We start from the raw sequence: 24,319 nt of genomic DNA, 5'->3' as shown, positions 1-24,319 counted from the left end.
GGGGTTAGTCGGTTGAGCGTTGGGCGGTGTCGACGACGTTCTTGAGCAGCAGGGCTCGAGTCATCGGTCCGACGCCTCCCGGGTTCGGTGAGACCCAGGACGCCACCTCGGCGACCGCCGGATCCACGTCTCCGACGATCTTCGACTTGCCCGTCTCAGGGTCAGTCTCACGCGAGACTCCCACGTCGAGGACGATCGCTCCGGGTTTGACCGCCTCCGCTTTCACGATGCGAGCCGCACCAGCGGCAGCGACGATGACATCGGCCTGAGCCAACAGCTCATCGAGGTTGCGCGTACCGGTGTGCGTCAGAGTCACGGTCGCATTGTGCTCACGCCGAGTCAGCAGTGCGCCGATGGACCGGCCCACGGTGACCCCGCGACCGATGACCACGACATGCTTGCCGGCCAGATCGATGCCGTTGCGGGTGATCAGCTCGATGACACCGCGCGGAGTGCACGGCAGCGGAGTGGTGATCTCCGAGTTCACGTTGAGCACGAGCCGGCCGAGGTTCGTCGGATGCAGGCCGTCGGCGTCCTTGGCCGGATCGATGGCTTCGAGGATCGTGTCCGTGTCGATATGGTCCGGCAGCGGAAGCTGCACGATGTAGCCGGTGCAGGCGTCATCGTTGTTGAGCTCGTCGATGACCGCCAGCAGCTCTTCCTGGCTCACCGACTCGGGTAAGTCGCGGCGGATCGAACTGATTCCGACCTCGGCACAGTCACGGTGCTTGCCCGCGACGTACCACTTCGAACCGGGGTCCTCCCCCACCAGCACTGTGCCGAGGCCCGGAACGATTCCGGACTCTGCCAGGGTCGCCACCGCCTCGGTGAGTTCGGCCTTGATCTGCTTCGCGCAGGCTCTGCCGTCGAGGATCTGTGCACTCATCAGTACTGCTCCAGTCCTTCGTAGAGGGGGAAGTCGTCGCTGAGCTTCTGCACGCGGGCGGCGAGTGCCTCGACGTCGGCACCAGGCTTGAGCGCCTCGGCGATGACGTCGGCGACCTCGGTGAATTCCTGATCCCCGAATCCGCGGGTGGCCAGTGCCGGGGTGCCGATGCGCAGCCCCGAGGTGACCATCGGCGGGCGCGGGTCGAAGGGCACGGCATTGCGGTTGACGGTGATGCCGACCGAGTGCAGCAGATCTTCGGCCTGCTGTCCGTCGAGGGCGGAGTTGCGCAGGTCGACGAGCACGAGGTGGACATCGGTGCCGCCGGTGAGCACGGTGGCTCCGGCGTCGGCGACGTCGGAGGCCAGCAGGCGCTCGGCCAGGATCTGAGCACCGCGCACCGTGCGTTCCTGACGTTCCTTGAACTCGGCAGAGGCCGCGAGCTTGAAGGCCACGGCTTTCGCGGCGATGACATGCATGAGCGGTCCGCCCTGCTGTCCCGGGAACACAGCGGAGTTGAGCTTCTTCGCGTACTCCTCCTTGCCGAGGATGAATCCGGAACGGGGTCCGCCGATGGTCTTGTGCACCGTCGAGGACACGACATCGGCGAACGGCACCGGGTTCGGGTGCAGACCGGCGGCGACGAGTCCGGCGAAGTGGGCCATATCGACCCACAGCTTCGCACCGACTTCGTCGGCGATATCGCGGAAGGCCTGGAAGTCCAGCTGACGCGGATAGGCCGACCACCCGGCGACGATGACCTCGGGACGGTGTTCGAGAGCCTTCTCGCGCACCTTGTCCATATCGATGCGGTAGGTATCGGGGTCGACCTCATAGGAGGCGACATCGTAGAGGCGCCCGGAGAAGTTGATCTTCATACCGTGGGTGAGGTGACCGCCGTGTGCCAGGGACAGCCCGAGCATTTTGTCACCCTGACGGGCCAGAGCGTGCATGACAGCGGCGTTGGCCGAGGCACCGGAATGGGGCTGGACGTTCGCGTAGTCGGCGCCGAAGAGGCTCTTGGCGCGGTCGATGGCGAGGTTCTCCGCGACGTCGACGTATTCGCAGCCGCCGTAGTAGCGCTTGCCGGGATACCCCTCGGCATACTTGTTCGTCAGCACCGACCCCTGTGCTTCCAGCACGGCGCGCGGGACGAAATTCTCCGAGGCGATCATCTCGAGCGTCGACCGCTGGCGGCCCAGCTCGAGGTCGAGGACTTCGGCAATCTGCGGGTCGATGTCGGCAAGCGAAGCCTGCATCGAGTTTTCGGTCATGAGTACTCTCCTGTGGCATCCGATGATGGGAGCGAGGCAGCGCGCAAACCGCGGCCGTCACCCGGCACCATGCTAACAGCGACGCCGCCTGCTTCCGGGGCCGCGACCGCCATCCGGATGCCGACTCGGAGTGGGCGTTGAGCGCAGCCACCGATTAGGATCGAGTCCATGAGCTGCGAATGGATCCTGAGAGTCACCTGCCCCGATTCGACCGGCATCGTGCACGCCGTGACCGGGGTGCTCACAGGCCTGGGCGGCAACATCACCGAATCCCAGCAGTTCTCCTCCCCCGATTCCCGTCAGTTCTTCCTGCGTCTGCAGTTCTCGACGCCCGCACAGACCACGGCCCAGACCGTGGAAGAGGCCCTCGCCGAGGTGGCTCCCCGGTTCGCGATGACCGTGAGCCTGCAGCCGGTGGAGAAGAAGACCCGCACCCTGATCATGGTGTCCAAGGCCGCGCACTGCCTCAATACTCTGCTGTTTCGGCATTCCGCCGGTCAGCTGCCCATCGACATCGTCGGCGTCGCCGGCAACCATGACGTTCTGCGTCCGCTCGCCGAATTCCACGGCCACGATTTCCACCATATTCCGATCACCCGGGAGACGAAGGCCGACGCCGAGGCGAGGCTCTCGGCTCTCGTCGATGAGCTCGATGTCGAACTCATCGTCTTGGCCAGGTACATGCAGATCCTCTCCCCCGACCTCTGCGACCGCCTTGAGGGCCGGGTCATCAATATCCACCATTCGTTCCTGCCGAGCTTCAAGGGCGCGAAGCCCTACCATCAGGCGCACGCCCGTGGCGTGAAGATCATCGGCGCGACCGCCCACTATGTCACCAGCGACCTCGACGAGGGGCCGATCATCGAACAGGATGTGGCCCGCGTCGATCACAATCAGGCGATCGCCGATTTCGTCCGGCGCGGTCAGGACGTCGAGGCAGCCGTGCTCGCTCGGGCCGTCGCTTGGCATGCCGAAGGCCGGGTGCTCATGGACGGCCACCGCACGGTCGTCTTCGACTGAATCTGCCGCTCCGGTAGTGTCGCGGTGTATCCTCGCAATAGGTAGGCGCACAGGGAATTCACACCTGCGACCTCTTGTCCTGTAAGGTCGGCTCGGCCTATCGAAGGAGCTGAGCTCAAATGTCGGAAACCACTCTCCGCACGATCGCGATCGTCCTCTACTTCATCGGCATGCTGGCCATCGGCTGGTTTGCCTACCGCAAGACGAAGAACAACCTCGACGACTATATGCTCGCGGGACGTGGACTGCGACCCAGCGTTGCCGCGCTGAGCGCCGGCGCCTCCGATATGTCGGGGTGGCTGCTCATGGGTCTGCCCGGCGCCATCTACGTCTCCGGGCTCATCGAAGCCTGGATCGCCATCGGCCTGACCGTCGGTGCCTGGGTCAACTGGAAGATCGTCGCCCCTCGGTTGCGTGCGTTCACGGAGAAAGCCGGGGACTCGATCACGATCCCCAGCTTCTTCGAACAGCGGCTCAAAGACCGGACACGACTGCTGCGCATCGTCTGCGGCATCATCATTCTGGTCTTCTTCACCTTCTACGTCTCGTCGGGCATGGTGGCGGCCGGCAAATTCTTCGAGTCGAGCTTCGGACTCAACTACCTCGGCGGAATGCTCCTCGTCGCCGCGATCACGATGATCTACACCCTCTTCGGCGGTTTCCTCGGCGCGACTCTCACGGATGTCGCCCAGGGTCTGCTGATGTTCGCTGCTCTGGTGGCTGTGCCGATCGTCGCCGTCATCAACGCCGGCGGGCCGACGACGGTGATCAACAACGTCACCGAAATCGATCCCGGTCTGCTCAGCCTCTTCGGCTCAGACGACTTCTGGACCTTCGCGACGATCGCGTCGATCGTGTCCGCCCTAGCCTGGGGACTGGGCTACTTCGGCCAGCCGCACATCATCGTGCGCTTCATGGCTCTGCGCACTCCCGCCGATGCCACCGTCGCCCGGCGCATCGGCGTCGGCTGGATGGCGATCTCGGCACTCGGTGCCGTCGCCACCGCCATCGTCGGCATCTCCTACTTCTCGCAGCACGCGGATATGGAACCCGCCGACGCGGAAACCGTCTTCCTCGACCTCGCGCAGATCCTCTTCCACCCGTTCATCGCCGGCCTCGTCTTGGCTGCGGTGCTGGCAGCCATCATGTCGACGATCTCCTCGCAGCTCGTCGTCACGTCGTCGGCACTCATCGAGGACCTGTTCAAGATCGTCGCCCTGCGCACCGGATCGACGCGGACGCTGCAGGACAAGACCTACGTGCTGCTCGGCCGCCTCGGCGTGCTCGTCGTCGCCGTCATCGCAGTGATCCTCGCGATCTCACCGTCGAACAGCATCCTCGACCTCGTCGCCTTCGCGTGGGCAGGCTTCGGCGCCTCCTTCGGACCGATCGTCCTGCTCACTCTGTTCTGGAAGCGTCTGAGCAACTGGGGCGCCCTGTTCGGTCTGCTCTCCGGCGCGGTCGTGGCCTTCGTCTGGGGCCAGGTGAGCACCCCGATGACGGATGCGATCTACGAGATCATTCCCGGCTTCATCGTCAACCTCATCGTCGCCGTCGTCGTCAGTCGCTTCACCTACAAGCACGATGAGGCCTCTGACATCGAATTCGACGAATCCGTGGAACTCTCCCGTGTGAGGTGAGAACCGACGCGTGAAGTGAGAGCCGACGCGAACTGATCGAGGGCCGGGACACGACGGTGTTCTGGCCCTCGTCATATCGAGACGTCAGTTTGACCCATGGCTTACTTACCGTCGGCGCACTGAACGGATCGCGGTACGGCTGCAGATGCCCGCCCGATCAGAAGGGGCGCCGGTCACTCATGCGATGACATCACATTACGTTGAGAGCCTCAGGTTGCGTACCGGAATAATCGCTTTTCGTTCCAATCATCTGAATTGAAACCGATGATTGGTTCGAAGAGCGATTATTCACGCCGAGGCGGCCGGACAGGTCCGTGGACACTGACCCCGCCGAAGCGGACCCCACGTCCTTGTCGATCCCCGCGCCAGCGGTGAATACACTTCAGGCGGGCACCTGTGTCGGTGCCCGCCTGAAGTGTGCGGCTCACGGCTGCGGAGATCCGAGCCGTCAGTCGGTCGAGGAGCTTACTTCTCCTCGGCAGCCTCGGAGGACTCTTCAGCGGTCTCGGCGTCAGCCTCGACTGCCTCCGCCTCGACTGCGGCGTCTTCGGCCGGAGCCTCGTCGACGACTTCAGCCTCAACCGGTGCCTCTTCTGCCGGAGCGGCAGCGGCGGTGGCCTGTTCGGCTTCCTTTACGGTTGCCTGCTTCGGCGAGTAGGGCTCGAGGACCAGTTCGATGACGGCCATCGGGGCGTTGTCGCCGGGGCGAGGGCCGATCTTGGTGATACGGGTGTATCCACCGGGACGCTCGGCCATCGTTTCGGCGATCGAGGTGAAGAGCTCGTGCACGATCGACTTGTCGGAGATCTGGCCGAGCACGCGACGACGCGCGGCCAGGTCACCCTTCTTGGCGTTCGTGATCATGCGCTCGGCAACCGGGCGCAGACGCTTAGCCTTCGTCACGGTCGTCTTGATCTGCTTGTGCTCGAACAGCTGGGCTGCCAGGTTGTTGAGCATCATGCGCTCGTGTGTGGGCGAACCGCCGAGGCGGGGACCCTTGGTTGGGGTTGGCATTGTCAGTTACTCCTAGGTCTTAATCAGTACTGTTCGTCTTCGACGTAGGACTGGTCCTCATCAACGAGACCGGCTTCGAACCCGGCAGGACTGTCCTTGAGGCTCAGGCCGAGCTCGTTGAGCTTCGCCTTGACCTCGTCGATCGACTTCGAACCAAAGTTGCGGATATCCATCAGGTCGGCTTCGCTGCGAGCAACGAGTTCGCCGACGGTGTGGATGCCTTCGCGCTTGAGGCAGTTGTAGGAGCGCACGGTCAGGTCGAGATCTTCGATCGCCAGCGCCAGGTCGGCGGCGAGTGCCGCGTCCACAGGCGAGGGCCCGATCTCGATGCCTTCAGCTTCGACGTTGAGCTCTCGAGCCAGGCCGAAGAGTTCGACCAGGGTCTTGCCCGCAGATGCGATGGCATCGCGCGGGGTCATCGAGGGCTTGGTTTCGACGTCGAGGACCAGACGATCGAAGTCGGTGCGCTGTTCGACACGCGTGGCTTCGACCTTGTAGGTGACCTTGAGAACCGGGGAGTAGATCGAATCGACCGGAATCCGGCCGATCTCTGCATCCGCGTTCTTGTTCTGAGCGCTCGAAACGTATCCGCGTCCACGTTCGATGGTCAGTTCCATGTCCAGACGACCCTCACCATTCAGTGTGGCGATGTGCAGGTCCGGATTGTGGATCTCGACCCCGGCAGGAGCAGAGACATCGGCAGCGGTCACGGTGCCAGGTCCCTGCTTGCGCAGGTAGGCGACGACCGGTTCGTCGAATTCGGACGATACGACCAGGGACTTCAGGTTGAGGATGAACTCGGTGACATCCTCTTTGACTCCCGGCACGGTGCTGAACTCGTGGAGCACTCCGTCGATCCGGATGGATGTGACGGCGGCACCAGGGATCGAGGACAGCAGGGTCCGGCGAAGCGAGTTGCCGAGGGTGTAGCCGAATCCGGGCTCGAGCGGTTCGATGGCGAACCGTGAGCGGTTATCGGAGACGACTTCTTCCGTGAGCGTTGGGCGCTGTGCAATGAGCACGTGGGCTTCCTTTCAGCGAACATCCGCTATATGACGTTCGCACTGCACGTCATGGCGACGAGGCCATGAAGAACGGTTCGGGTTATCTGGGAATCCGTTCTGCGACCGATGTCGGGCTCTCACCCGTCATCCGTTGCAGTTCCACGGAAGGATCAGCCGCGGCGGCGCTTGGGGGGACGGCAGCCGTTGAACGGAACGGGGGTGACATCCTGGATGGTTCCCAGTTCCAGGCCGGCGGCCTGCAGCGAACGGATGGCGGTCTCGCGGCCCGAGCCCGGTCCCTTGACGAACACGTCGACCTTCTTCAGGCCGTGTTCCTGCGCCCGGCGAGCAGCCGATTCAGCAGCCATCTGAGCGGCGTACGGGGTCGACTTGCGCGAACCCTTGAAGCCGATCTCGCCTGAGGAGGCCCAGGAGATGACAGCACCGGTCGGATCAGTGATCGACACGATGGTGTTGTTGAAGGTTGATTTGATGTGAGCCTGGCCGGCAACGATATTCTTCTTCAGCTTGCGGCGAGGCTTGCGCACTGTAGCGGCGCGTGACTTGGGAGGCATATTGTCCTACTCCTGATCGAGGTGGTTGGCCTCAGCCAACCGGGTGAGCGTGTTACTTCTTCTTACCGGCCACGGTGCGCTTGGGGCCCTTGCGGGTACGCGCATTCGTCTTGGTCCGCTGACCGCGAACCGGCAGACCGCGGCGGTGACGCAGGCCTTCATAGCTTCCGATTTCGACCTTGCGGCGGATATCGGCGGCCACCTCACGACGGAGGTCACCCTCAACCTGGAATGTGCCCTCGATGTAGTCACGCAGCTGGACGAGCTCTGCGTCGCTCAAGTCCTTCACACGGGTATCAGGGCTGATTCCCGTTTCGGTCAGGGTCTGGCGCGCACGGGTGCGGCCCACACCATAGATGTAAGTCAAGGCGACTTCCACGCGCTTTTCACGCGGGATGTCGACTCCGGCAAGTCGTGCCATGGGTACTGTCTCCTGTTGTTGTTTCGGAGGTGCTGATGCAAACCTGTCCTTGGTCTCCCAAGGTCTCCGGCCCCCGACCGGAGGTATCGTCCTGTGTCCGTTCCCCGGAAGCTCTCACTTCGCTTGGCTCCGAACGCAGATGGCGAGGTTTGCGCGGGTGTGGTGCTGCTGAGGCTCCGCTGTGGAGCCTCGATCTGCTCGAAACGAGCTGCTCAGCCCTGGCGCTGCTTGTGGCGCGGGTTGGAGCAGATGACGATGACCCGGCCGTGACGGCGGGTAATCTGGCAGTTCTCGCAGATCTTCTTGACGCTGGGCTTAACCTTCATCGTTTTTCCTTCTTTCGGTCCCTGCCCGGCCGGACAGGACGCGAATGATCGAAGATCCTTACTTGTAGCGGTAAACGATTCGTCCGCGCGAGAGATCGTATGGAGACAGCTCCACAATGACCCGGTCCTCGGGAAGGATGCGGATATAGTGCTGACGCATCTTTCCGGAGATATGTGCGAGCACCTTGTGCCCGTTGCTCAGCTCGACCCGAAACGATGCGTTCGGCAGAGCCTCGACAACGGTGCCTTCGATCTCAATGACCCCTTCTTTTTTGGCCATATCGTTCGCTAACCTCGTATTCCCGCGAAACCTTCGCGTTCGACGTAATCGTGTATCACCGACTCAATGCCGGTGACCCCTCGGTCTGCAGTCCTCGTCACCACATAAAAGAAGTGGATGGCAGAAGCCGCCCACATCTGAAAAAGGGTGAGTTGAATGAGAACAGACCAATCATCAACCCTACACTACGGAGAAAGAATCTTCCACACGGTGTTCGCTTCTGAGCGTGAAGTCCCTTACAATCCCATCTTCGCCGAGGCGGCGCACCGTTCCCATGTCCCCTGACGACGAATGCAGCGCACCTCCGCCGCCCCGACTGCTAGCGTGAGAACCGCACCAGACGCAGTCCCCGAAGAGGAGTACAGAGATGTCCGATTTTGATGCCATCACCGAGGAGTCCCTTGTCGCGAAGGGCGGCCGCAAGTGGTCGTCCTTCCCCGGCTCCATCGGCGCCTTCATCGCCGAGATGGACTTCGGGGTGGCGCCCGCGGTGCGGCAGTCGCTGCAGACCATCGACGACCGTGACCTCTACGGCTATGCTCCCGCCGACCTGACCGCTGACTTGAGAACATCGACCTCGCGTTTCTGCTCCGAGCACTACGGGTGGCGGATCCCCGTCGGTCATATCGAACCGGCCAGTGATGTGCTGGCCGCGTTCCTCGGCGTCCTCACCCACCTCACCCCACCGGACACTCCGATCGTGCTGCCGACACCGGCTTATATGCCGTTCTTCGATGTCGCGCGAGTGACCGGCCGCGAACTCATCGAAGTCCCGATGCTCCGATCGGAGTCCGGCTGGTCATTCGACCTCGATGCCATCGCCTCTGCCCTCACTCCCGGAGCCACGTTCGTCCTGTGCAATCCGCACAACCCGATCGGCAAGGTCTGCACCGAGGCCGAACTGCTGGCCCTCGCCGACGTCGTGGAGAAGGCCGGTGCCCGGGTGTTCTCCGATGAGATCCATGCACCGGTCGTCTACGCCCCCGCGCGGCACATTCCCTATGCCACTCTCACCGAGGCGACCGCCGCCCACACCGCCACCGCGACAGCCGCGTCGAAGGCCTTCAACATCCCCGGCCTCAAATGCGCCCAGCTCATCCTCACCTCCCCCAGCGACCGTGAGGTCTGGGCGAAGAAGGGACAGTTCGTCTCCGGAGCCGCGTCGAACCCGGGGATACTCGCCACCACCGCCGCCTACACGCGTGCGAATGACTGGCTGAGCGAAGTCAACGGCTACCTCAAGGGCAACCGCGACCACTTCACCGATCTCGTCGGGTCACTGCTGCCGGGTGCCGCCTATATCGAACCGGAAGGCACCTATCTGGCCTGGCTGGATCTACGCGGCTGTGGACTGGAGTCGAACCTGTCCGATCACATCCGATCCCGCGCCGAGGTGGCCGTGACCGAAGGTCGACTCTGCGGTGAGGTCGGGGCCGGACATATCCGCTTCAACTTCGCACTCCCCCGACCTCTGCTCACCGAAGCGGTCAAGAGGATCGCCCGGATACTCTGACCACCATGCCCTGGGCCCGCTGACCGACATGTCCGATGGCCTCCACGCCCGACACTGATCAGTCTTCGGGCAGCCATTCGATGAGTTCGAAGGATGAGCTTGCTCCCGCGCACTCGCGGATCAGCTGATCGAAACGCAGATAGTATTCGAGATTGCACTGCCGCATCAGCGCACGGAACCGCAAAGCCGGCTGAGTCCCGTCGACGAGAGTTTCCGGCAGCAGCGGGTGGGTCATCACTGCACGGGCGACGTCGTAGTACAGATCGAAGAAGCTTCCCAGGCTCAGCCCTGCGCATCCCGTGCCGGGTGCCGAACCTCCCGAACTCAATGCGTTCATGCGCTCTTCCAGGGGCGGCAGCTGAGCGAGAGCGGCGTCGAGTTCGAATGCCCGAGTCGTCATCCTGCGTGCCGCCGCGAGGGACTCGGGTGTCAGCACTCCTGCCTCTGACCAGCCGGGAACAGAGATGTCCGGCAGTCGCGTCGAGAGCTGAATGGACTGGTCTGCGAAGCCGATGAGGATTCCCGGTCTCAGCTGCCTGTATCCCAAGCTCCGCGCAATGTACAGCAGCCGGTCGCGCAGCCCGCGTTCAGCCTCCGGAACCGAATACACGATGGTGTGGAAGCGGCCCTCATAGTCGGGGAAGACGTGATCGCCTGCGATGTCGCCGAAGTCCGAGAGGATGTGTTTGCTCAGACGGTAGATGGAGACCCGCCCGATCCGTTCGCTGCTGATGATGCCTCGTTGGACCATCCGCACGAGCTGATTGTGAACGCTCGAGGAGGAATACCCGTGTTCACGCAGCACCCCGACGATGACGGGTCCCGGCAGTCCACCGGCCTGCAGGCATCCGAAAACGGAGATCACGTCGAAGGCGATCCGCGTCATCCGATACCGATCACCCACATCTGTCCGACGTTTCGGGACATCGTGGACACTCGTCATGGCCAGATCCTACCGTGAAGACACAAGGATCGGTGCCGACAGAACCGAGATCGCAGCCAAGCGACGAGGAGCCACGACATGGATGACGAGAAGCACACACTAGATCAGCGCGCATACCAGACGGCCCGCACGTCCGGACTGCTGGCGGGAGCCATCACGGCTTTCATCGCCTTCTGTGCATTCCAGATCTTCGGATTCACCATCGCCGAGACGGCGACGTGGATGTTCGCACTCGCACTGATGGCGGCGTCCGGAACTTTCGCCGCAGTCTACTTCGTCGGCAGGTCTGCCCTGAGAAGGCAGATGCCGACCACCTGATTTCTCCCCCTCAGGCGTTTTTCGGAGCCACGGGAGTGATTCCGAACGGCGCCAACCCGGCCGCTCCCCCGTCGACGGCTGTGAGTACCCAGACTCCCCCGTCATGGCGGGCCACGCTGTGTTCCCAGTGGCTCGCCCGTGACCCATCCGCCGTCACGACAGTCCAGTCGTCGGCGAGAGTGCGTGTGTCCGCACCACCCGTGGTGAGCATCGGCTCGATCGCCAGGCACATTCCGGGCTTGATCTTCGGGCCGTTGGAGCGTGCACGGTAGTTGAGGACCTCAGGTGCCATATGCATGGAAGTGCCGATGCCGTGCCCGGTGAATTCCTCGACGAGGCCCAGATGGGGGAATGATTCGGAGACGAAGTCATCGATGGCGTCTCCGATGTCGCTGACCTTCGTACCGGTCGCGAACGCCGCGATACCTGCCCACATAGCCGCCTCGGTGGCAGAGGACAGCTCACGGTCGGCGGTGGTGCCTGCTTCGTCGCCGCCGACGATCATGGTCAGCGCTGAGTCCCCGTGGAAGCCGTCGACGACGGCGCCGCCGTCGATCGACACGATATCCCCGGCTTCGAGGACACGGGACCCCGGGATGCCATGGACGATCTCCTCGTTCACGGATATGCACACGACCGCAGGGAACCCCTGATAGCCCTTGAAGTTCGAGCGGGCACCGGCGGCGTCGATGACGGCTTCTGCAGCGGCGTCCACCTCGGCGGTGGTGGCTCCGGGAACGGCCGCGGACCGGGCCGCTGAGAGCACTTCTGCTGTCAGCTGCCCGGCCCGATGCATGAGCTCAAGCTCTGCGGGAGTCTTCAGCTCGATACGTGGTCCGAAGATCATCGAATGGTCGACAGGATGCGTTCGGTGATGTCGTTGACTTCGCCGAGTCCGTCGACCTGACGAAGCAGTCCGCGACTGCGGTAGATATCGGTCAGCGGCTGAGTCTGCTCTTCGTAGACGTCGAGGCGATGGCGGATGACGTCTTCGCTGTCGTCGCTGCGGCCCTCGGTCTGAGCCCGCGCGAGCAGACGAGCGACGACCTCGTCGGTGTCGGCCGTGAGCTCGACCACGTGCTCGATCGCCTTATCCTCGGCAGCGAGGATCCTGTCGAGTTCGTCGACCTGGGCGCTGGTGCGAGGATACCCGTCGAGGAGGAAACCTTCGGCTGCGTCATCCTGTGCCAGTCGATCGGCGACCATCGAATTCGTGACCTCGTCGGGCACGTACTCGCCCGCATCCATGTAGCGCTTGGCCAGCTTGCCCAGTTCGGTCTCACCCTTCACATTCGCCCGGAAGATGTCTCCGGTCGAGATCGCTGGGACGCCGAGCGCCTCCGACAGGCGTGCGGCCTGGGTGCCCTTGCCGGCGCCGGGAGGGCCGATCAGGATGATGCGTGAACTCATAAGGTGTCCTTCCAATGGAATGTCCGCTGAACGTCAGCGTCCGGTCGAATCAGCGCAGCAGACCCTCATAGTGGCGCTGCTGCATCTGCGCGTCGATCTGCTTGACCGTTTCGAGGCCGACGCCGACGACGATCAGCAGCGAGGTGCCGCCGAACGGGAAGTTCTGGTTGGCGTTGATGAGCACCAGAGCGATCAGCGGAATGAGGGCGACGAAGGCCAGGTAGAGCGAGCCGGGGAAGTTGATGCGGCTGAGTACGTAGCTGAGGTACTCGGCGGTCGGGCGACCGGCACGGATACCCGGGATGAAGCCGCCGTACTTCTTCATATTGTCCGCTACCTCTTCAGGGTTGAAGGTGATCGCGACGTAGAAGTAGGCGAAGAAGATCGTCAGCAGCGCATACACGGTGATGTAGAGGGGGTGGTCACCGCGGGTGAAGTAGGTGTTGATCCATTCGACTGCCTTGGATTCCGGGTCGAAGAACTGCGAGATCAGACTCGGCAGGTAGAGCACCGAGGAGGCGAAGATGACGGGGATGACACCGGCCATATTCACCTTGATCGGAATGTAGGTCGACGTTCCGCCGAACATCCGACGGCCCACCATGCGCTTGGCGTACTGGACGGGGATCCTGCGCTGCGACTGCTCGACGAAGACGACGAGGGCGATGAGGACGAGTCCCACTGCCATGACGATGATGAAGATGTCGACGCCCTGCTCGCGGAAGATCGCACCGAGCGAGGACGGGAAGGCAGAAGCGACGGACGTGAAGATAAGCAGCGACATTCCGTTGCCCACACCGTGTTCGGTGATCTGCTCGCCCAGCCACATGATCAGGCCGGTTCCCGCGGTCAGAGTGAGGACGAGGACGGCAATGCCCCACCAGGTGTCGTTGGCGATGAGGTCCTGGCAGTTCTGGACGTCGCCGAACAGTGCGCCGGAGCGCACGGTCGCCACGAGGGTCGTCGAGTTGAGGATCGCGAGACCGATGGTGAGGTAGCGAGTGTACTGAGTCAGCTTCGCCTGACCAGAGGCGCCTTCCTTATGGAGGGCTTCGAAGCGAGGAATGACCACTCGCAGCAGCTGGACGATGATGCTCGCGGTGATATACGGCATGATGCCCAGGGCGAAGATCGACAGCTGCAGCAGCGCGCCGCCGCTGAAGAGGTTGATCATGGCGAATCCGCCCTCATTGAGCTGAGGCGAAGCCACGCATTCCTGCACCTTGGTGTAGTCGATTCCAGGCGAAGGAATGAACGAGCCGAGTCGGAAGATGACAAGAATGCCCAGGGTGAAGAGGAGTTTCTTCCTCAAGTCGGGCGTTCTGAAGGCCCTCCGGATTGCGCCGATCAAGCGTCCTCCTCGTTGGGGGATGAAAAGTCAGAGTCGTGGTCGCGACCTGGCGATTGAGACAAATACCTGCAAAAGACTACCAGGGTATGCCCTCCAGGCCGAAACCGGCGAAGCCCTGCGGGGACTCTGCGCGACCTGTGTTCGAGGCGGTCACAGAGCGGATTCAGACAGGGGTTGAGATGGCATCGGATCGGTTTCACGCAGTGTTCGAGAGCGCGTCTGGGCGGTTTCGGTCCGGTATGCGGACCACCGCAGCCGGCGTTCAGGGAAGCAGAAGGGGGCGGCCACCGAAGTGACCGCCCCCTTGACCAGCGTTGAAGCCGGGAAACCGTTCCGAGTGGAACGGATCAGGCCTCGTTGGTGCTTCCGCCTGCAGCCTTGATCTTCTCGGCTGCGGAGCCGGAGAACTTGTCTGCAGTGATGTTCAGGGCAACGGTGATCTCACCGGTGCCGAGAACCTTGACGGGCTGCTTTGCGCGCACTGCGCCCTTTTCCACGAGATCGGCGACGGTGACGTCTCCGCCCTCGGGGAACAGGCTGGACAGCTTGTCGAGGTTGACAACCTGGAACTCCACCTTGGCGGGGTTCTTGAATCCACGCAGCTTGGGCAGACGCATGTGCATCGGGGTCTGGCCGCCCTCGAAGCCGTGCGGAACCTGGTAGCGGGCCTTCGTGCCCTTGGTTCCGCGTCCGGCGGTCTTACCCTTCGAAGCCTCACCACGACCGACGCGGGTCTTGGCGGTCTTGGCTCCGGGGGCAGGGCGCAGATCGTGCAGCTTCAGCGAGTCGTTGTTCGACATATCAATCGACCTCTTCCACAGTCACGATGTGGCGGACAGCGTTGATCATTCCCCGGATCTCGGGGCGATCTTCCTGCACCACAACGTCGTTGGTCCGCTTGAGACCGAGCGAACGCAGCGTGTCACGCTGGCTCTGACGGTATCCGATTGCGGACTTGCGCTGAGTAATCTTGAGCTTTGCCATCAGGACTTCGCCCCACTTTCAGCAGCTGCTCGCAGCAGTGCGTGCGGAGCAACTTCGTCGACGGGCAGGCCACGGCGAGCCGCGACCTCTTCCGGACGCTCAAGGCCCTTCAGTGCGGCAATCGCAGCGTGCACGATGTTGATCGCGTTCGCCGAGCCCAGCGACTTGGACAGGACGTCCTGGACGCCTGCCGCGTCGAGGACCGCACGAACGGGTCCACCGGCGATGACACCGGTACCCGGAGCGGCCGGACGCAGCAGGACGACGCCTGCGGCTTCCTCGCCCTGGATGGGGTGCGGAATGGTCTTCTGGATGCGGGGAACGCGGAAGAAGTTCTTCTTCGCTTCCTCGACACCCTTGGCGATGGCGGCAGGAACTTCCTTCGCCTTGCCGTAGCCCATGCCGACCATGCCGTCGCCGTCACCGACCACGACGAGAGCCGTGAAGGAGAACCGACGTCCACCCTTGACGACCTTCGACACGCGGTTGATCGTGATGACGTGCTCGATGAACTGGTTCTTGTCTTCACGGTCGTTGCGACCGCCGCGTCCACGGCCTTCGCCGCGTCCGCGACCCTGACCGCCCTGTCCACCCTGGCCGCGGCCACGGGAGGAACGGTCACCGCTGTTGTCGGTGCGGGTCTCAGCAGTTGCCTGCTGTTCCTTGTTCTCTTCAGTGCTCATAGGGCCAATCCTCCTTCACGGGCACCTTCGGCGATTGCCTGCACACGGCCGTGGTAGGCATTGCCTCCACGGTCGAAGACGACGGAATCGATTCCGGCGTCCTTGGCGCGCTGAGCAACCAGCTCGCCCACCTTGCGGGCTTTGCCGGTCTTATCGCCTTCGAATGTCCGCAGGTCGGCTTCCATGGTGGAGGCCGAGACCAGGGTCTTGCCGACGGTGTCGTCGATGACCTGGACGAAGACGTGGCGCGTGGAGCGAGTCACTGAGAGGCGAGGGCGCTCGGTCGTGCCGCTGACATGCTTGCGCAGTCGAGCGTGACGACGCTTGCGAGCAGCTGCCCTGCCTTTGCCGTAGCTTTCCTTCTTGCCAAAGGCCATCTTTACTTACCAGCCTTTCCGACCTTGCGACGGACGATTTCGCCGGCGTAGCGCACACCCTTGCCCTTATAAGGCTCGGGCTTGCGCAGCTTCCGGATGTTGGCAGCGGTCTCACCGACGAGCTGCTTGTCGATTCCGTGGACAGCGACCTTGGTCTGACCGTCGACGCTGAAGGAGATTCCCTCCGGCGGTTCGACGACGATCGGGTGGCTGTAGCCGAGGGCGAACTCGAGGTTCGATCCCTTGGCCAGGACACGGTAACCGGTTCCGACGATCTCGAGGGCCTTGGAGTAGCCATCGGTCACACCGACGATCATGTTGTTGATGAGCGTGCGGGACAGTCCGTGCAGAGAACGCGATTCGCGCTCTTCATCCGGACGGGCAACCGTGATGACACCGTCTTCGAGCGATACGGTGATCGGCTCGGCGATGGTGACGGACAGCTCGCCCTTAGGTCCCTTGACGGCGACATCCTGGCCGTCGACCTTGACCTCGACGCCGCTGGGAACGGAGATCGGGTTCTTGCCAATACGTGACATGTTCTTCTCTCCTTCCTTTACCAGACGTAGGCGAGGACTTCCCCACCCACACCCTTCTTGGCGGCCTGACGGTCCGTCAGGAGGCCTGACGAGGTCGACAGGATGGCGATGCCGAGGCCGCCGAGAACCTTGGGCAGGTTCGTGGACTTCGCGTAGACGCGCAGTCCCGGCTTCGACACACGGCGCAGGCCGGCGATCGAACGTTCCCGGTTGGGTCCGAACTTCAGGTCCAGGAGCAGAGTCTTGCCGACTTCGGCGTCTTCGACGCTCCAGCCGGTGATGTAGCCCTCGGTCTTGAGGATCTCGGCGATGTTCGACTTGAGCTTCGAGAACGGCATGCTGACGTCCTCGTGATAAGCCGAGTTGGCGTTGCGCAGACGCGTAAGCATGTCTGCGACTGGATCAGTCATTGTCATTTGGGCACTTGCCCTTCCTCGTTACGGTTTCCGCCCACGTACTGTGCTTGGACCTGCAACGTAGCGATTATTTTTGTTTGAACGGGAACCCGAGGTGACGCAGCAGTGCACGTCCCTCGTCGTCGGTTGCCGCGGTGGTGACGACGGTGATATCCATACCGCGGACGCGGTCGATCCGGTCCTGATCGATCTCATGGAACATGGACTGTTCGGTGAGGCCGAAGGTGTAGTTACCGTTTCCGTCGAACTGACGATCCGAGAGTCCGCGGAAGTCGCGGATACGCGGCAGTGCCAGAGTGATGACGCGGTCGATGAACTCCCACATCCGGGCTCCACGCATGGTGACGTGGGCGCCGATGGGCTGACCTTCGCGCAGCTTGAACTGTGCGATGGACTTGCGGGCACGGGTCACGACAGGCTTCTGACCGGTGATCAGAGTCAGGTCGTTGATCGCGCCTTCGATCATCTTGGAATCGCGTGCTGCGTCTCCCACGCCCATGTTCACGACGACCTTGGTCAGTCCGGGAACCTGCATGGGGTTGGCGTAGTTGAACTCTTCCTGCAGCTTCGCAACGATCTCTTCGCGGTAAATCTGCTTGAGACGCGGTGCGGGACGGCTGGTGGTTGTTTCCGTCATCAGATCTCCTCCCCGGTGCGACGCGAGATGCGAACCCGAACGGTCTTGGTGCGACCGTCGCGCTCGACGCTCTCTTCGCGGTATCCGACGCGGGTGGGCTTGTTGTCCTTGGGATCAACGAGCGCCACGTTGGACACGTGGATGGGGGCTTCGTGGGTCTCACGGCCACCAGCGGTGCCGCCGGCCTGAGTCTGCGTAGCCTTCTTGTGCTTGATCACGCGGTTGACGCCCTCAACGAGGACGCGGTTGCGTTCGGGGTAGACGGCAAGGACCTTGCCCTGCTTCCCACGATCGCCACCACGGGACTGCCGAGCGCCGGCGATGACCTGGACGAGGTCGCCCTTCTTGATCTTGAGCTTGTTCGCCATGCTCACAACACCTCCGGTGCCAGGGAGACGATCTTCATGAACTTCTTGTCGCGGAGTTCGCGTCCCACGGGCCCGAAGATACGGGTTCCGCGTGGTTCCTCATCGTTCTTGAGGATGACAGCTGCATTCTCATCGAACTTGATGTAGGAGCCGTCGGGACGACGACGTTCCTTGGCAGTGCGAACGATGACGGCCTTGACGACGTCACCCTTCTTCACATTGCCGCCAGGGATTGCATCCTTGACGGTTGCCACGATGGTGTCACCGATCGAGGCGTAGCGCCGACCGGAGCCACCCAGGATCCTGATTGCCAGGATCTGCTTGGCGCCAGTGTTGTCGGCGACTTTGAGTCGCGACTCTTGCTGAATCACTATTTTCTCCTGTCGTCGCGCTGGTTCTCACGCCTGAGCGCGAGCCTTGCGGAACGGATTCATTGACATTTCACCCCGTTCCCGGTAGCCGCCCGCGGCCTGCAGGAGGCCGCGGGCGGGACCGGGTGGGTGGGGTGGCGTTGGCTACTTGGCGCGTTCGACGATTTCGACGAGCCGCCAACGCTTCGCGGCCGAAAGAGGCCGCGTCTCGGCCACGAGGACGAGGTCGCCGATGCCGGCGGTGTTCTCTTCGTCGTGAACCTTGTACTTGACCGACTTGCGCATGACCTTGCCGTAGAGGCGGTGCTTCATGCGCTCCTCAACCTCGACGACGATGGTCTTGTCCATCTTGTCGGATACGACGTAGCCACGTGCGGTCTTGCGGGAGTTGCGTTCCGCAGCAGTGGCCTCGGTGTTCGTGGTCTCCGCCATCACTTGCTCTCTTCCTTGGCATCAGCGGGGTTCGGACGGATGTCCAGCTCCCGTTCGTTGAGCACGGTGTAGATACGAGCGATGTCGCGACGCACGGCCTTGAGGCGACCGTGGCTCTCCAGCTGGCCGGTGGCCGACTGGAAACGCAGGTTGAACAGCTCGGCCTTGGCCTTCTTGAGCTCTTCCTGCAGACGCTCGTTGTCGTAACCGTCAAGCGCGTCGATGGAAAGGTTCTTCGAACCGATAGCCATTCTCACTCACCACCTTCGCGGGCCACGATACGGGCCTTCAGCGGAAGCTTGTGGATCGCCAGGCGCAGAGCCTCGCGAGCAACTTCCTCGGACACACCGCCGAGTTCGAACATGACTCGACCGGGTTTGACATTGGCGATCCACCACTCCGGCGAACCCTTACCGGAACCCATGCGGGTTTCGGCAGGCTTCTTCGTCAGCGGGTGATCAGGGTAGATGTTGATCCACACCTTGCCGCCGCGCTTGATGTAGCGGGTCATGGCAATACGTGCGGCCTCGATCTGACGGTTGGTGACATAAGCCGGCTCGAGAGCCTGGATGCCGTAGTCACCGAAGGACACCGTCGTGCCTCCCTTGGCGGCGCCGCCCCGGTTGGGGTGGTGCTGCTTGCGGAATTTCACTCGACGAGGGATCAGCATTTCTCAGCCCTCCGATCCGGCCTCAGCCGCGGGGGCTTCGGCGCTGTTCTCAGTATTACGGGCCTGGTCGCCTCGGCGCGGTGCGCCTTCCTGACCACGTCCGCGGCCTCCACGACCGCGCCCACGGCCACGCGGGCCACGAGCAGCAGGAGCCTTCGCCTGCTCGGCGGCAAGCTCCTTGTCGGTCATGTCGCCCTTGTAGATCCACACCTTGACGCCGATGCGTCCGAAAGTGGTGTGGGCTTCGTGAACGCCGAAGTCGATGTTCGCGCGCAGGGTGTGCAGCGGCACACGACCTTCGCGGTAGAACTCGGACCGGCTCATCTCGGCACCGCCGAGGCGGCCGGAGCACTGCACGCGGATGCCCTTGGCACCTGCGCGCTGGGCGCTCTGGATCGCCTTGCGCATCGCGCGGCGGAAGGCCACACGGCTGGCGAGCTGCTCGGCAACGCCCTGGGCGACGAGCTGAGCGTCGACCTCGGGGTTCTTCACCTCAAGGATATTGAGCTGAATCTGCTTGCCGGTGAGCTTTTCGAGCTGACCGCGGATGCGGTCTGCTTCGGCTCCGCGACGGCCGATGACGATGCCCGGGCGTGCGGTGTGGATGTCGACGCGGACACGGTCACGCGTGCGCTCGATGTTGACCTTCGAGATGCCGGCCCGTTCGAGGCCGGTGTTCATCATCTGGCGGATCTTGACATCTTCGAGCACGTAGTCGCGGTAGCGCTGCCCCGGCTTGGTCGAGTCAGCGAACCACTTCGACTTGTGATCCGTGGTGATTCCGAGTCGGAATCCATTCGGATTGATCTTCTGGCCCATTAACGGTTCCCCTTCCGGCTCTTGCGCTGAGGCAGGTCGTCACCGCTGGCCAGGACCACTGTCACGTGGCTGGTGCGCTTTTCGATGCGAAAAGCGCGACCCTGGGCACGCGGACGGAACCGCTTCATGGTCGGCCCCTCGTCCACGAACGCTTCGGAGATGACCAGTTCGTTCTCGTCGAACGCAACGCCTTCCTCGTCGGCCCGGACACGCGCATTGGCGATGCCGGAGGCCACGAGCTTGTAAATCGGATCTGATGCCGACTGTTCTGCAAACTTCAACACTGCAAGTGCTTCGGTCGCCTGCTGACCACGAATGAGGTCGATGACGCGCCGAGCCTTGCGAGGCGTAACGCGCAGGTACCGCGCCTTAGCCTTGGCTTCCATCGCTTCCTTCTCTCTTCTCTAGGATCGAAAGAGTGCCCCGCCTCAGCGGCGGCGACCCTTGCGATCGTCCTTTTCGTGGCCACGGAACGTCCGTGTCGGTGCGAACTCGCCGAGCTTGTGTCCGACCATCGACTCAGTGATGAAGACGGGGACATGCTTGCGTCCGTCATGTACTGCGATGGTGTGTCCCAGGAAGTCCGGGATGATCATCGAGCGACGAGACCATGTTTTGATGACATTTTTGGTGTTCTTCTCGTTCTGACGAGCCACCTTCTGGAAGAGGTGTTCGTCGACGAAAGGACCCTTTTTGAGGCTACGAGGCATAAGTCAGTACTCCAATCAGCGCTTCTTGCCGGTCCGGCGACGGCGCACGATGTACTTGTCGCTCTCTTTGTTCGGCCGGCGTGTGCGGCCCTCCAACTGACCCCACGGGCTGACCGGGTGACGACCACCCGAAGTACGGCCCTCGCCACCACCATGCGGGTGGTCGATCGGGTTCATCACGACACCGCGGACGGTCGGGCGCTTGCCCTTCCAACGCATGCGGCCTGCTTTGCCCCAGCTGATGTTCGACTGCTCGGCATTGCCGACCTCGCCGATCGTCGCACGGCAGCGCGCATCGACGTTGCGGATTTCGCCCGAAGGCATCCGCAGCTGTGCGAAACGGCCGTACTTCGCCACGAGCTGCACGGAAGAACCGGCAGAACGAGCAATCTTGGCACCGCCACCGGGACGCATTTCAACTGCGTGCACCACGGTGCCGACTGGGATGTTGCGCAGGGCAAGGTTGTTGCCCGGCTTGATGTCTGCACCCGGACCGGCTTCCACCTGTGCGCCCTGCTTGAGGTTCTGCGGGGCGATGATGTAGCGCTTCTCTCCGTCTGCATAGTGCAGCAGAGCGATGCGAGCCGTACGGTTCGGGTCATATTCGATGTGCGCGACCTTCGCCGGAACGCCATCTTTGTCATGGCGGCGGAAGTCGATGACACGGTACTGACGCTTGTGACCGCCGCCCTGATGGCGGGTGGTCACGCGTCCCTGGCTGTTGCGGCCGCCGCGCTTGGGCAGCGGGCGCAGAAGCGACTTCTCCGGTGTAGACCGGGTCACTTCGACGAAGTCGGCGACCGACGAGCCACGGCGGCCCGGCGTCGTCGGCTTGTGCTTACGGATTCCCATGAGTCTTGTCCTTCTTTGACGAAGGATCGCTTAGAGCGATCCACCGAAGATGTCGATCGATCCGTCCTTGAGGGCGACAATGGCACGCTTGGTGTCCTTGCGCTTTCCCCAACCGGTGCGGGTGCGGCGGCGCTTGCCCTGACGGTTCAGGGTGTTGACCTTGGCGACCTGCACATCGAAGATCGTTTCAATGGCTTGCTTGATCTCGGTTTTGTTCGAGTCCTGGTCGACGAGGAAGGTGTACTTGCCTTCGTCCATCAGGCTGTAGGTCTTCTCCGAGACGACCGGTGCGACGATGATGTCGCGCGGGTCCTTGAAGTTCAGACTCATGATGCGTCCTCCGATTTGCGGTTTCCGCTCAGGAACGCGGCCAGAGCTGCCTCGGTGAACACGATGTCATCGGCGAGCAGCACATCATAGGTGTTGAGCTGATCGGCGGTGAGCACGTGGACGTGGGGCAGGTTGCGCACGCTCAGGTAGGTGAGCTCGTCGTCACGCTCGAGCACCACGAGGGTGTTCTTGCGCTCGGACAGTCCGGCCAGTGCGGCCTTCGCCTGCTTCGTCGACGGGGCGTCGCCGGTGACCAGGTTCTTCATCACGAAGACCTGATCGAGGCGTGCACGATCGGACAGGGCTCCGCGCAGAGCGGCGGCCTTCATCTTCTTGGGGGTCCGCTGCGAGTAATCGCGTGGGACCGGTCCGTGCACGATTCCACCGCCGTTGTACTGAGGAGCGCGGATCGAACCCTGACGGGCGTTGCCGGTTCCCTTCTGACGGTAGGGCTTGCGACCGCCACCGCGAACTTCGGAGCGGGTCTTCGTCTTGTGCGTACCCTGACGGGCCGCAGCCAGCTGAGCAACGACGACCTGGTGGATCAGGGGCACATTGGTCGGCACGCCGAAGACCTCGGCGGGCAGATCAACGGAGCCGGCCTTGGCACCAGCGGCATCGATGACGTCGACTGTCTTGACATCAGTCATGACGTTCAGGCCTCCTTCGCGGCCGAGCGAACGAGGACGACTCCACCCTTGGGGCCGGGAACGGCGCCCTTGATGAGCAGGAAGTTGTTCTCGTTGTCCACGGCGTGGATCGTGAGGTTCTGGGTGGTGTGCTTGACAGCGCCCATACGGCCGGCCATGCGCATACCCTTGAACACGCGACCAGGTGTCGCGGCTCCGCCGATCGAACCTGGCTTGCGGTGGTTGCGGTGCTGACCGTGGGAGGCACCGACACCGGCGAAGCCGTGACGCTTCATAACACCGGCGGTTCCCTTGCCCTTGGTCTTCGCGGTCACATCAACCTTGAGTCCGGCTTCGAACGTGTCGACGCCGAGTTCCTGGCCGAGCGCGTAGTCAGCAGCATCTGCAGTGCGCAGCTCGACGAGGTGACGGCGTGGAGTCACACCAGCCTTCTCGAAGTGGCCTGCAGTCGGCTTGTTGACCTTGCGAGGATCGATCTCGCCGAACGCGATCTGCACAGCGGGGTAACCATCGGTTTCCTCGTTGCGGACCTGAGTTACGACGTTGTTTCCGGTGGCCACCACGGTCACCGGCACGAGGTTGTTCTGCTCATCCCAGACCTGGGTCATGCCCAGCTTGGTTCCCAGAAGGCCCTTGACCTTGCGGGTAGTCGGGAGAGCGGATGAACGAGTGTTCGCCATTGCTGCCTCCCTTAGAGCTTGATCTCGATGTTGACGTCGTCAGCGAGGTCGAGACGCATCAGCGAGTCGACTGCCTTCGGCGTCGGGTCGACGATGTCGATCAGACGCTTGTGCGTGCGCATCTCGAAATGCTCACGGCTGTCCTTGTATTTGTGCGGCGAACGGATGACGCAGTAAACGTTCTTCTCCGTTGGCAACGGCACGGGGCCCACAACAGTCGCACCTGCGCGAGTGACGGTGTCCACGATCTTGCGTGCAGCACTGTCAATCACAGCGTGGTCGTACGACTTGAGCCGAATGCGGATCTTCTGTCCCGCCATGGCGTCGTCTCTTTCTTTAGTTGCTTCCGGCCATCAACTCGCAGAACGTCGGAGACACTCTGCCGTCTGTGCCGGCTGACCATGACCGACCCCCGAGGTCGGGCGTGTCGGCTAATCCTGGCGGAGAAATTCTCACTTCTCCCCCCAAGCGCCGACGGCGCTTCTACTCATTGGCTGCTCGGTCCGAACCCGCATGATGCAGATTCATCGATCCGATAGTGTTTCAGGCTGTTCGCGGTATCACTACCGCAGTGCAGGGGTCAACGCCCAAAACGCAACTTCACTATCTTGTCACAGAGCACTTCACCCGCGCAATTCCGCGAACGGTGCCTGTGAGGGAACTCTCAAGGACGGCGCGAACCCGATTCATGCCGGCCCTCAATCAGACGGCGCTGCGCAACTCCCCCAAACAGCATCATCTGACCGGTCGTCGGCAAGTGCGGCCTGAACATGCGGAAGGGCCGCAGTTCCGAAGAACTGCGGCCCTAGCCGGTGGTACTCAGTGA

At 62.7% G+C, this 24,319-nt stretch carries 36 protein-coding genes; 4 read left to right on the top strand and 32 right to left on the bottom strand.

All coding sequences use genetic code 11. From position 1 onward, the window contains the following. Positions 1–4: 4 nt before the first annotated feature. Positions 5–886, bottom strand: coding sequence for a bifunctional methylenetetrahydrofolate dehydrogenase/methenyltetrahydrofolate cyclohydrolase (locus tag AC3CD9_RS02560; RefSeq protein WP_488366141.1), 882 nt, complete (start codon positions 884–886; stop codon positions 5–7). After that, positions 886–2,160: a serine hydroxymethyltransferase gene (glyA, locus tag AC3CD9_RS02555; RefSeq protein WP_488366140.1), complete on the bottom strand. Its 1,275-nt coding sequence runs from the start codon at positions 2,158–2,160 to the stop codon at positions 886–888. Before glyA ends, AC3CD9_RS02560 begins: the two co-directional genes overlap by 1 nt. A gap of 168 nt (positions 2,161–2,328) precedes the next feature. Between glyA and purU the strand changes: the two genes are divergently transcribed. Continuing rightward, positions 2,329–3,180, top strand: coding sequence for a formyltetrahydrofolate deformylase (gene purU / locus AC3CD9_RS02550; protein WP_488366139.1), 852 nt, complete (start codon positions 2,329–2,331; stop codon positions 3,178–3,180). Positions 3,181–3,299: 119 nt separating this feature from the next. After that, the gene (gene putP, locus AC3CD9_RS02545; protein ID WP_488366138.1) at positions 3,300–4,820 is read left to right on the top strand and encodes a sodium/proline symporter PutP; all 1,521 of its coding nucleotides are present in this window, start codon (positions 3,300–3,302) and stop codon (positions 4,818–4,820) included. A 465-nt stretch (positions 4,821–5,285) separates the two neighbouring features. Here the strand turns inward: putP and rplQ are convergent, their stop codons facing one another. The 6 genes from rplQ to infA form a co-directional block, all read right to left on the bottom strand. Continuing rightward, a complete protein-coding gene (rplQ, locus tag AC3CD9_RS02540; protein ID WP_488366137.1) occupies positions 5,286–5,834 on the bottom strand; it encodes a 50S ribosomal protein L17 in 549 nt (182 codons plus the stop codon). 23 nt (positions 5,835–5,857) lie between these two features. Then, on the bottom strand, positions 5,858–6,856 hold the full coding sequence (locus tag AC3CD9_RS02535) for a DNA-directed RNA polymerase subunit alpha (protein WP_025777903.1): 999 nt from the start codon (positions 6,854–6,856) through the stop codon (positions 5,858–5,860). Between the two features lie 152 nt (positions 6,857–7,008). Next, entirely contained in the window at positions 7,009–7,413 is a 405-nt protein-coding gene (gene rpsK, locus AC3CD9_RS02530) for a 30S ribosomal protein S11 (protein WP_025777904.1), read from the bottom strand. A gap of 52 nt (positions 7,414–7,465) precedes the next feature. Continuing rightward, positions 7,466–7,834 carry a 30S ribosomal protein S13 gene (gene rpsM / locus AC3CD9_RS02525; protein WP_025777905.1) on the bottom strand — a complete coding sequence of 123 codons (369 nt, stop codon included), beginning with the start codon at positions 7,832–7,834 and terminating at the stop codon, positions 7,466–7,468. Positions 7,835–8,046: 212 nt separating this feature from the next. Beyond that, on the bottom strand, positions 8,047–8,160 hold the full coding sequence (gene rpmJ, locus AC3CD9_RS02520) for a 50S ribosomal protein L36 (protein WP_009884960.1): 114 nt from the start codon (positions 8,158–8,160) through the stop codon (positions 8,047–8,049). Between the two features lie 58 nt (positions 8,161–8,218). Then, a complete protein-coding gene (infA, locus tag AC3CD9_RS02515; RefSeq protein ID WP_009379245.1) occupies positions 8,219–8,440 on the bottom strand; it encodes a translation initiation factor IF-1 in 222 nt (73 codons plus the stop codon). Between the two features lie 367 nt (positions 8,441–8,807). Here infA and AC3CD9_RS02510 point away from each other — a divergent pair, with 367 nt between their 5' ends. Further along, positions 8,808–9,953 (top strand): MalY/PatB family protein, encoded by a 1,146-nt coding sequence (locus AC3CD9_RS02510; protein ID WP_488366136.1) that lies wholly within the window; start codon positions 8,808–8,810, stop codon positions 9,951–9,953. A gap of 58 nt (positions 9,954–10,011) precedes the next feature. Here the strand turns inward: AC3CD9_RS02510 and AC3CD9_RS02505 are convergent, their stop codons facing one another. Continuing rightward, on the bottom strand, positions 10,012–10,896 hold the full coding sequence (locus tag AC3CD9_RS02505; protein ID WP_488366135.1) for a PaaX family transcriptional regulator: 885 nt from the start codon (positions 10,894–10,896) through the stop codon (positions 10,012–10,014). A gap of 78 nt (positions 10,897–10,974) precedes the next feature. Here AC3CD9_RS02505 and AC3CD9_RS02500 point away from each other — a divergent pair, with 78 nt between their 5' ends. Beyond that, positions 10,975–11,214, top strand: a complete 240-nt coding sequence (locus AC3CD9_RS02500) for a hypothetical protein (RefSeq protein ID WP_488366134.1) — start codon at positions 10,975–10,977, stop codon at positions 11,212–11,214. Positions 11,215–11,224: 10 nt separating this feature from the next. Here AC3CD9_RS02500 and map read toward each other — a convergent pair whose 3' ends face one another. The 23 genes from map to rpsJ form a co-directional block, all read right to left on the bottom strand. Continuing rightward, positions 11,225–12,061, bottom strand: coding sequence for a type I methionyl aminopeptidase (gene map / locus AC3CD9_RS02495; protein WP_488366133.1), 837 nt, complete (start codon positions 12,059–12,061; stop codon positions 11,225–11,227). After that, a complete protein-coding gene (locus tag AC3CD9_RS02490) occupies positions 12,058–12,624 on the bottom strand; it encodes an adenylate kinase (protein WP_139468548.1) in 567 nt (188 codons plus the stop codon). Before AC3CD9_RS02490 ends, map begins: the two co-directional genes overlap by 4 nt. 49 nt (positions 12,625–12,673) lie before the next feature. Then, entirely contained in the window at positions 12,674–13,975 is a 1,302-nt protein-coding gene (gene secY, locus AC3CD9_RS02485; protein WP_139468549.1) for a preprotein translocase subunit SecY, read from the bottom strand. Positions 13,976–14,322: 347 nt separating this feature from the next. After that, positions 14,323–14,775 (bottom strand): 50S ribosomal protein L15, encoded by a 453-nt coding sequence (gene rplO, locus AC3CD9_RS02480; protein ID WP_101546948.1) that lies wholly within the window; start codon positions 14,773–14,775, stop codon positions 14,323–14,325. Between the two features lies 1 nt (position 14,776). Then, positions 14,777–14,959: a 50S ribosomal protein L30 gene (gene rpmD / locus AC3CD9_RS02475; RefSeq protein WP_025777914.1), complete on the bottom strand. Its 183-nt coding sequence runs from the start codon at positions 14,957–14,959 to the stop codon at positions 14,777–14,779. Further along, positions 14,959–15,642 carry a 30S ribosomal protein S5 gene (gene rpsE / locus AC3CD9_RS02470; RefSeq protein WP_216657189.1) on the bottom strand — a complete coding sequence of 228 codons (684 nt, stop codon included), beginning with the start codon at positions 15,640–15,642 and terminating at the stop codon, positions 14,959–14,961. The genes rpmD and rpsE overlap by 1 nt, the downstream gene beginning before the upstream one ends. After that, positions 15,639–16,019: a 50S ribosomal protein L18 gene (rplR, locus tag AC3CD9_RS02465; RefSeq protein WP_092015640.1), complete on the bottom strand. Its 381-nt coding sequence runs from the start codon at positions 16,017–16,019 to the stop codon at positions 15,639–15,641. The genes rpsE and rplR overlap by 4 nt, the downstream gene beginning before the upstream one ends. A gap of 2 nt (positions 16,020–16,021) precedes the next feature. Beyond that, positions 16,022–16,558, bottom strand: coding sequence for a 50S ribosomal protein L6 (gene rplF / locus AC3CD9_RS02460; RefSeq protein ID WP_025777917.1), 537 nt, complete (start codon positions 16,556–16,558; stop codon positions 16,022–16,024). A gap of 17 nt (positions 16,559–16,575) precedes the next feature. Beyond that, positions 16,576–16,974, bottom strand: a complete 399-nt coding sequence (rpsH, locus tag AC3CD9_RS02455; RefSeq protein WP_025777918.1) for a 30S ribosomal protein S8 — start codon at positions 16,972–16,974, stop codon at positions 16,576–16,578. 67 nt (positions 16,975–17,041) lie between these two features. Beyond that, positions 17,042–17,611 (bottom strand): 50S ribosomal protein L5, encoded by a 570-nt coding sequence (rplE, locus tag AC3CD9_RS02450; RefSeq protein ID WP_039206325.1) that lies wholly within the window; start codon positions 17,609–17,611, stop codon positions 17,042–17,044. Then, positions 17,611–17,979: a 50S ribosomal protein L24 gene (rplX, locus tag AC3CD9_RS02445; RefSeq protein ID WP_139468550.1), complete on the bottom strand. Its 369-nt coding sequence runs from the start codon at positions 17,977–17,979 to the stop codon at positions 17,611–17,613. The genes rplE and rplX overlap by 1 nt, the downstream gene beginning before the upstream one ends. Before the next feature lie 2 nt (positions 17,980–17,981). Further along, positions 17,982–18,350 (bottom strand): 50S ribosomal protein L14, encoded by a 369-nt coding sequence (gene rplN, locus AC3CD9_RS02440; protein WP_025777921.1) that lies wholly within the window; start codon positions 18,348–18,350, stop codon positions 17,982–17,984. Positions 18,351–18,494: 144 nt separating this feature from the next. Further along, entirely contained in the window at positions 18,495–18,782 is a 288-nt protein-coding gene (gene rpsQ / locus AC3CD9_RS02435; RefSeq protein ID WP_025777922.1) for a 30S ribosomal protein S17, read from the bottom strand. Continuing rightward, positions 18,782–19,033, bottom strand: coding sequence for a 50S ribosomal protein L29 (rpmC, locus tag AC3CD9_RS02430; RefSeq protein ID WP_025777923.1), 252 nt, complete (start codon positions 19,031–19,033; stop codon positions 18,782–18,784). Before rpmC ends, rpsQ begins: the two co-directional genes overlap by 1 nt. Positions 19,034–19,035: 2 nt before the next feature. After that, positions 19,036–19,452 (bottom strand): 50S ribosomal protein L16, encoded by a 417-nt coding sequence (gene rplP / locus AC3CD9_RS02425; RefSeq protein WP_025777924.1) that lies wholly within the window; start codon positions 19,450–19,452, stop codon positions 19,036–19,038. A 3-nt stretch (positions 19,453–19,455) separates the two neighbouring features. Beyond that, positions 19,456–20,271: a 30S ribosomal protein S3 gene (gene rpsC, locus AC3CD9_RS02420; RefSeq protein ID WP_139468552.1), complete on the bottom strand. Its 816-nt coding sequence runs from the start codon at positions 20,269–20,271 to the stop codon at positions 19,456–19,458. Beyond that, positions 20,271–20,657, bottom strand: a complete 387-nt coding sequence (gene rplV, locus AC3CD9_RS02415; RefSeq protein ID WP_025777926.1) for a 50S ribosomal protein L22 — start codon at positions 20,655–20,657, stop codon at positions 20,271–20,273. Before rplV ends, rpsC begins: the two co-directional genes overlap by 1 nt. Before the next feature lie 42 nt (positions 20,658–20,699). Then, positions 20,700–20,981, bottom strand: a complete 282-nt coding sequence (gene rpsS, locus AC3CD9_RS02410) for a 30S ribosomal protein S19 (RefSeq protein WP_025777927.1) — start codon at positions 20,979–20,981, stop codon at positions 20,700–20,702. 15 nt (positions 20,982–20,996) lie between these two features. After that, the gene (gene rplB / locus AC3CD9_RS02405; RefSeq protein WP_025777928.1) at positions 20,997–21,833 is read right to left on the bottom strand and encodes a 50S ribosomal protein L2; all 837 of its coding nucleotides are present in this window, start codon (positions 21,831–21,833) and stop codon (positions 20,997–20,999) included. Between the two features lie 30 nt (positions 21,834–21,863). After that, the gene (gene rplW / locus AC3CD9_RS02400) at positions 21,864–22,163 is read right to left on the bottom strand and encodes a 50S ribosomal protein L23 (protein WP_025777929.1); all 300 of its coding nucleotides are present in this window, start codon (positions 22,161–22,163) and stop codon (positions 21,864–21,866) included. After that, entirely contained in the window at positions 22,160–22,813 is a 654-nt protein-coding gene (gene rplD / locus AC3CD9_RS02395) for a 50S ribosomal protein L4 (RefSeq protein ID WP_101546943.1), read from the bottom strand. Before rplD ends, rplW begins: the two co-directional genes overlap by 4 nt. Before the next feature lie 5 nt (positions 22,814–22,818). Further along, positions 22,819–23,493 (bottom strand): 50S ribosomal protein L3, encoded by a 675-nt coding sequence (gene rplC / locus AC3CD9_RS02390; protein WP_488366132.1) that lies wholly within the window; start codon positions 23,491–23,493, stop codon positions 22,819–22,821. 11 nt (positions 23,494–23,504) lie between these two features. Then, positions 23,505–23,813, bottom strand: coding sequence for a 30S ribosomal protein S10 (rpsJ, locus tag AC3CD9_RS02385; protein ID WP_009379191.1), 309 nt, complete (start codon positions 23,811–23,813; stop codon positions 23,505–23,507). Positions 23,814–24,319 lie beyond the last annotated feature (506 nt).

The sequence above is a fragment of the Brevibacterium sp. MGP-B1 genome (assembly GCF_057766545.1).
This window is presented reverse-complemented; position numbering and strand designations above follow the sequence as displayed.

What these genes read in the sequence shown, in the direction of transcription:
- rplP (WP_025777924.1), bottom strand. Translation starts at nt 19,452, where the DNA reads ATGCTGATCCCTCGTCGAGTGAAATTCCGCAAGCAGCACCACCCCAAC.
- glyA (WP_488366140.1), bottom strand. Translation starts at nt 2,160, where the DNA reads ATGACCGAAAACTCGATGCAGGCTTCGCTTGCCGACATCGACCCGCAG.
- rpmC (WP_025777923.1), bottom strand. Translation starts at nt 19,033, where the DNA reads ATGGCTATCGGTTCGAAGAACCTTTCCATCGACGCGCTTGACGGTTAC.
- rplE (WP_039206325.1), bottom strand. Translation starts at nt 17,611, where the DNA reads ATGACGGAAACAACCACCAGCCGTCCCGCACCGCGTCTCAAGCAGATT.
- rplR (WP_092015640.1), bottom strand. Translation starts at nt 16,019, where the DNA reads ATGGCCTTTGGCAAGAAGGAAAGCTACGGCAAAGGCAGGGCAGCTGCT.
- AC3CD9_RS02560 (WP_488366141.1), bottom strand. Translation starts at nt 886, where the DNA reads ATGAGTGCACAGATCCTCGACGGCAGAGCCTGCGCGAAGCAGATCAAG.
- rplD (WP_101546943.1), bottom strand. Translation starts at nt 22,813, where the DNA reads ATGACTGATGTCAAGACAGTCGACGTCATCGATGCCGCTGGTGCCAAG.
- rpsQ (WP_025777922.1), bottom strand. Translation starts at nt 18,782, where the DNA reads ATGGCGGAGACCACGAACACCGAGGCCACTGCTGCGGAACGCAACTCC.
- purU (WP_488366139.1), top strand. Translation starts at nt 2,329, where the DNA reads ATGAGCTGCGAATGGATCCTGAGAGTCACCTGCCCCGATTCGACCGGC.
- rpmD (WP_025777914.1), bottom strand. Translation starts at nt 14,959, where the DNA reads ATGGCAAAGCTCAAGATTACTCAGCGCAAGTCCGCAATCGGATACCGT.
- rpsK (WP_025777904.1), bottom strand. Translation starts at nt 7,413, where the DNA reads ATGCCTCCCAAGTCACGCGCCGCTACAGTGCGCAAGCCTCGCCGCAAG.
- rplF (WP_025777917.1), bottom strand. Translation starts at nt 16,558, where the DNA reads ATGTCACGTATTGGCAAGAACCCGATCTCCGTTCCCAGCGGCGTCGAG.
- rpsS (WP_025777927.1), bottom strand. Translation starts at nt 20,981, where the DNA reads ATGCCTCGTAGCCTCAAAAAGGGTCCTTTCGTCGACGAACACCTCTTC.
- rplC (WP_488366132.1), bottom strand. Translation starts at nt 23,493, where the DNA reads ATGGCGAACACTCGTTCATCCGCTCTCCCGACTACCCGCAAGGTCAAG.
- rpsC (WP_139468552.1), bottom strand. Translation starts at nt 20,271, where the DNA reads ATGGGCCAGAAGATCAATCCGAATGGATTCCGACTCGGAATCACCACG.
- rpsE (WP_216657189.1), bottom strand. Translation starts at nt 15,642, where the DNA reads ATGAGCACTGAAGAGAACAAGGAACAGCAGGCAACTGCTGAGACCCGC.
- rplO (WP_101546948.1), bottom strand. Translation starts at nt 14,775, where the DNA reads ATGTCGAACAACGACTCGCTGAAGCTGCACGATCTGCGCCCTGCCCCC.
- putP (WP_488366138.1), top strand. Translation starts at nt 3,300, where the DNA reads ATGTCGGAAACCACTCTCCGCACGATCGCGATCGTCCTCTACTTCATC.
- rpsJ (WP_009379191.1), bottom strand. Translation starts at nt 23,813, where the DNA reads ATGGCGGGACAGAAGATCCGCATTCGGCTCAAGTCGTACGACCACGCT.
- AC3CD9_RS02505 (WP_488366135.1), bottom strand. Translation starts at nt 10,896, where the DNA reads ATGACGAGTGTCCACGATGTCCCGAAACGTCGGACAGATGTGGGTGAT.
- rplQ (WP_488366137.1), bottom strand. Translation starts at nt 5,834, where the DNA reads ATGCCAACCCCAACCAAGGGTCCCCGCCTCGGCGGTTCGCCCACACAC.
- rplW (WP_025777929.1), bottom strand. Translation starts at nt 22,163, where the DNA reads ATGAGTCTGAACTTCAAGGACCCGCGCGACATCATCGTCGCACCGGTC.
- infA (WP_009379245.1), bottom strand. Translation starts at nt 8,440, where the DNA reads ATGGCCAAAAAAGAAGGGGTCATTGAGATCGAAGGCACCGTTGTCGAG.
- AC3CD9_RS02510 (WP_488366136.1), top strand. Translation starts at nt 8,808, where the DNA reads ATGTCCGATTTTGATGCCATCACCGAGGAGTCCCTTGTCGCGAAGGGC.
- AC3CD9_RS02500 (WP_488366134.1), top strand. Translation starts at nt 10,975, where the DNA reads ATGGATGACGAGAAGCACACACTAGATCAGCGCGCATACCAGACGGCC.
- rplB (WP_025777928.1), bottom strand. Translation starts at nt 21,833, where the DNA reads ATGGGAATCCGTAAGCACAAGCCGACGACGCCGGGCCGCCGTGGCTCG.
- map (WP_488366133.1), bottom strand. Translation starts at nt 12,061, where the DNA reads ATGATCTTCGGACCACGTATCGAGCTGAAGACTCCCGCAGAGCTTGAG.
- rpmJ (WP_009884960.1), bottom strand. Translation starts at nt 8,160, where the DNA reads ATGAAGGTTAAGCCCAGCGTCAAGAAGATCTGCGAGAACTGCCAGATT.
- AC3CD9_RS02490 (WP_139468548.1), bottom strand. Translation starts at nt 12,624, where the DNA reads ATGAGTTCACGCATCATCCTGATCGGCCCTCCCGGCGCCGGCAAGGGC.
- rplX (WP_139468550.1), bottom strand. Translation starts at nt 17,979, where the DNA reads ATGGCGAACAAGCTCAAGATCAAGAAGGGCGACCTCGTCCAGGTCATC.
- rplV (WP_025777926.1), bottom strand. Translation starts at nt 20,657, where the DNA reads ATGGAAGCCAAGGCTAAGGCGCGGTACCTGCGCGTTACGCCTCGCAAG.
- rpsM (WP_025777905.1), bottom strand. Translation starts at nt 7,834, where the DNA reads ATGGCACGACTTGCCGGAGTCGACATCCCGCGTGAAAAGCGCGTGGAA.
- rpsH (WP_025777918.1), bottom strand. Translation starts at nt 16,974, where the DNA reads ATGACAATGACTGATCCAGTCGCAGACATGCTTACGCGTCTGCGCAAC.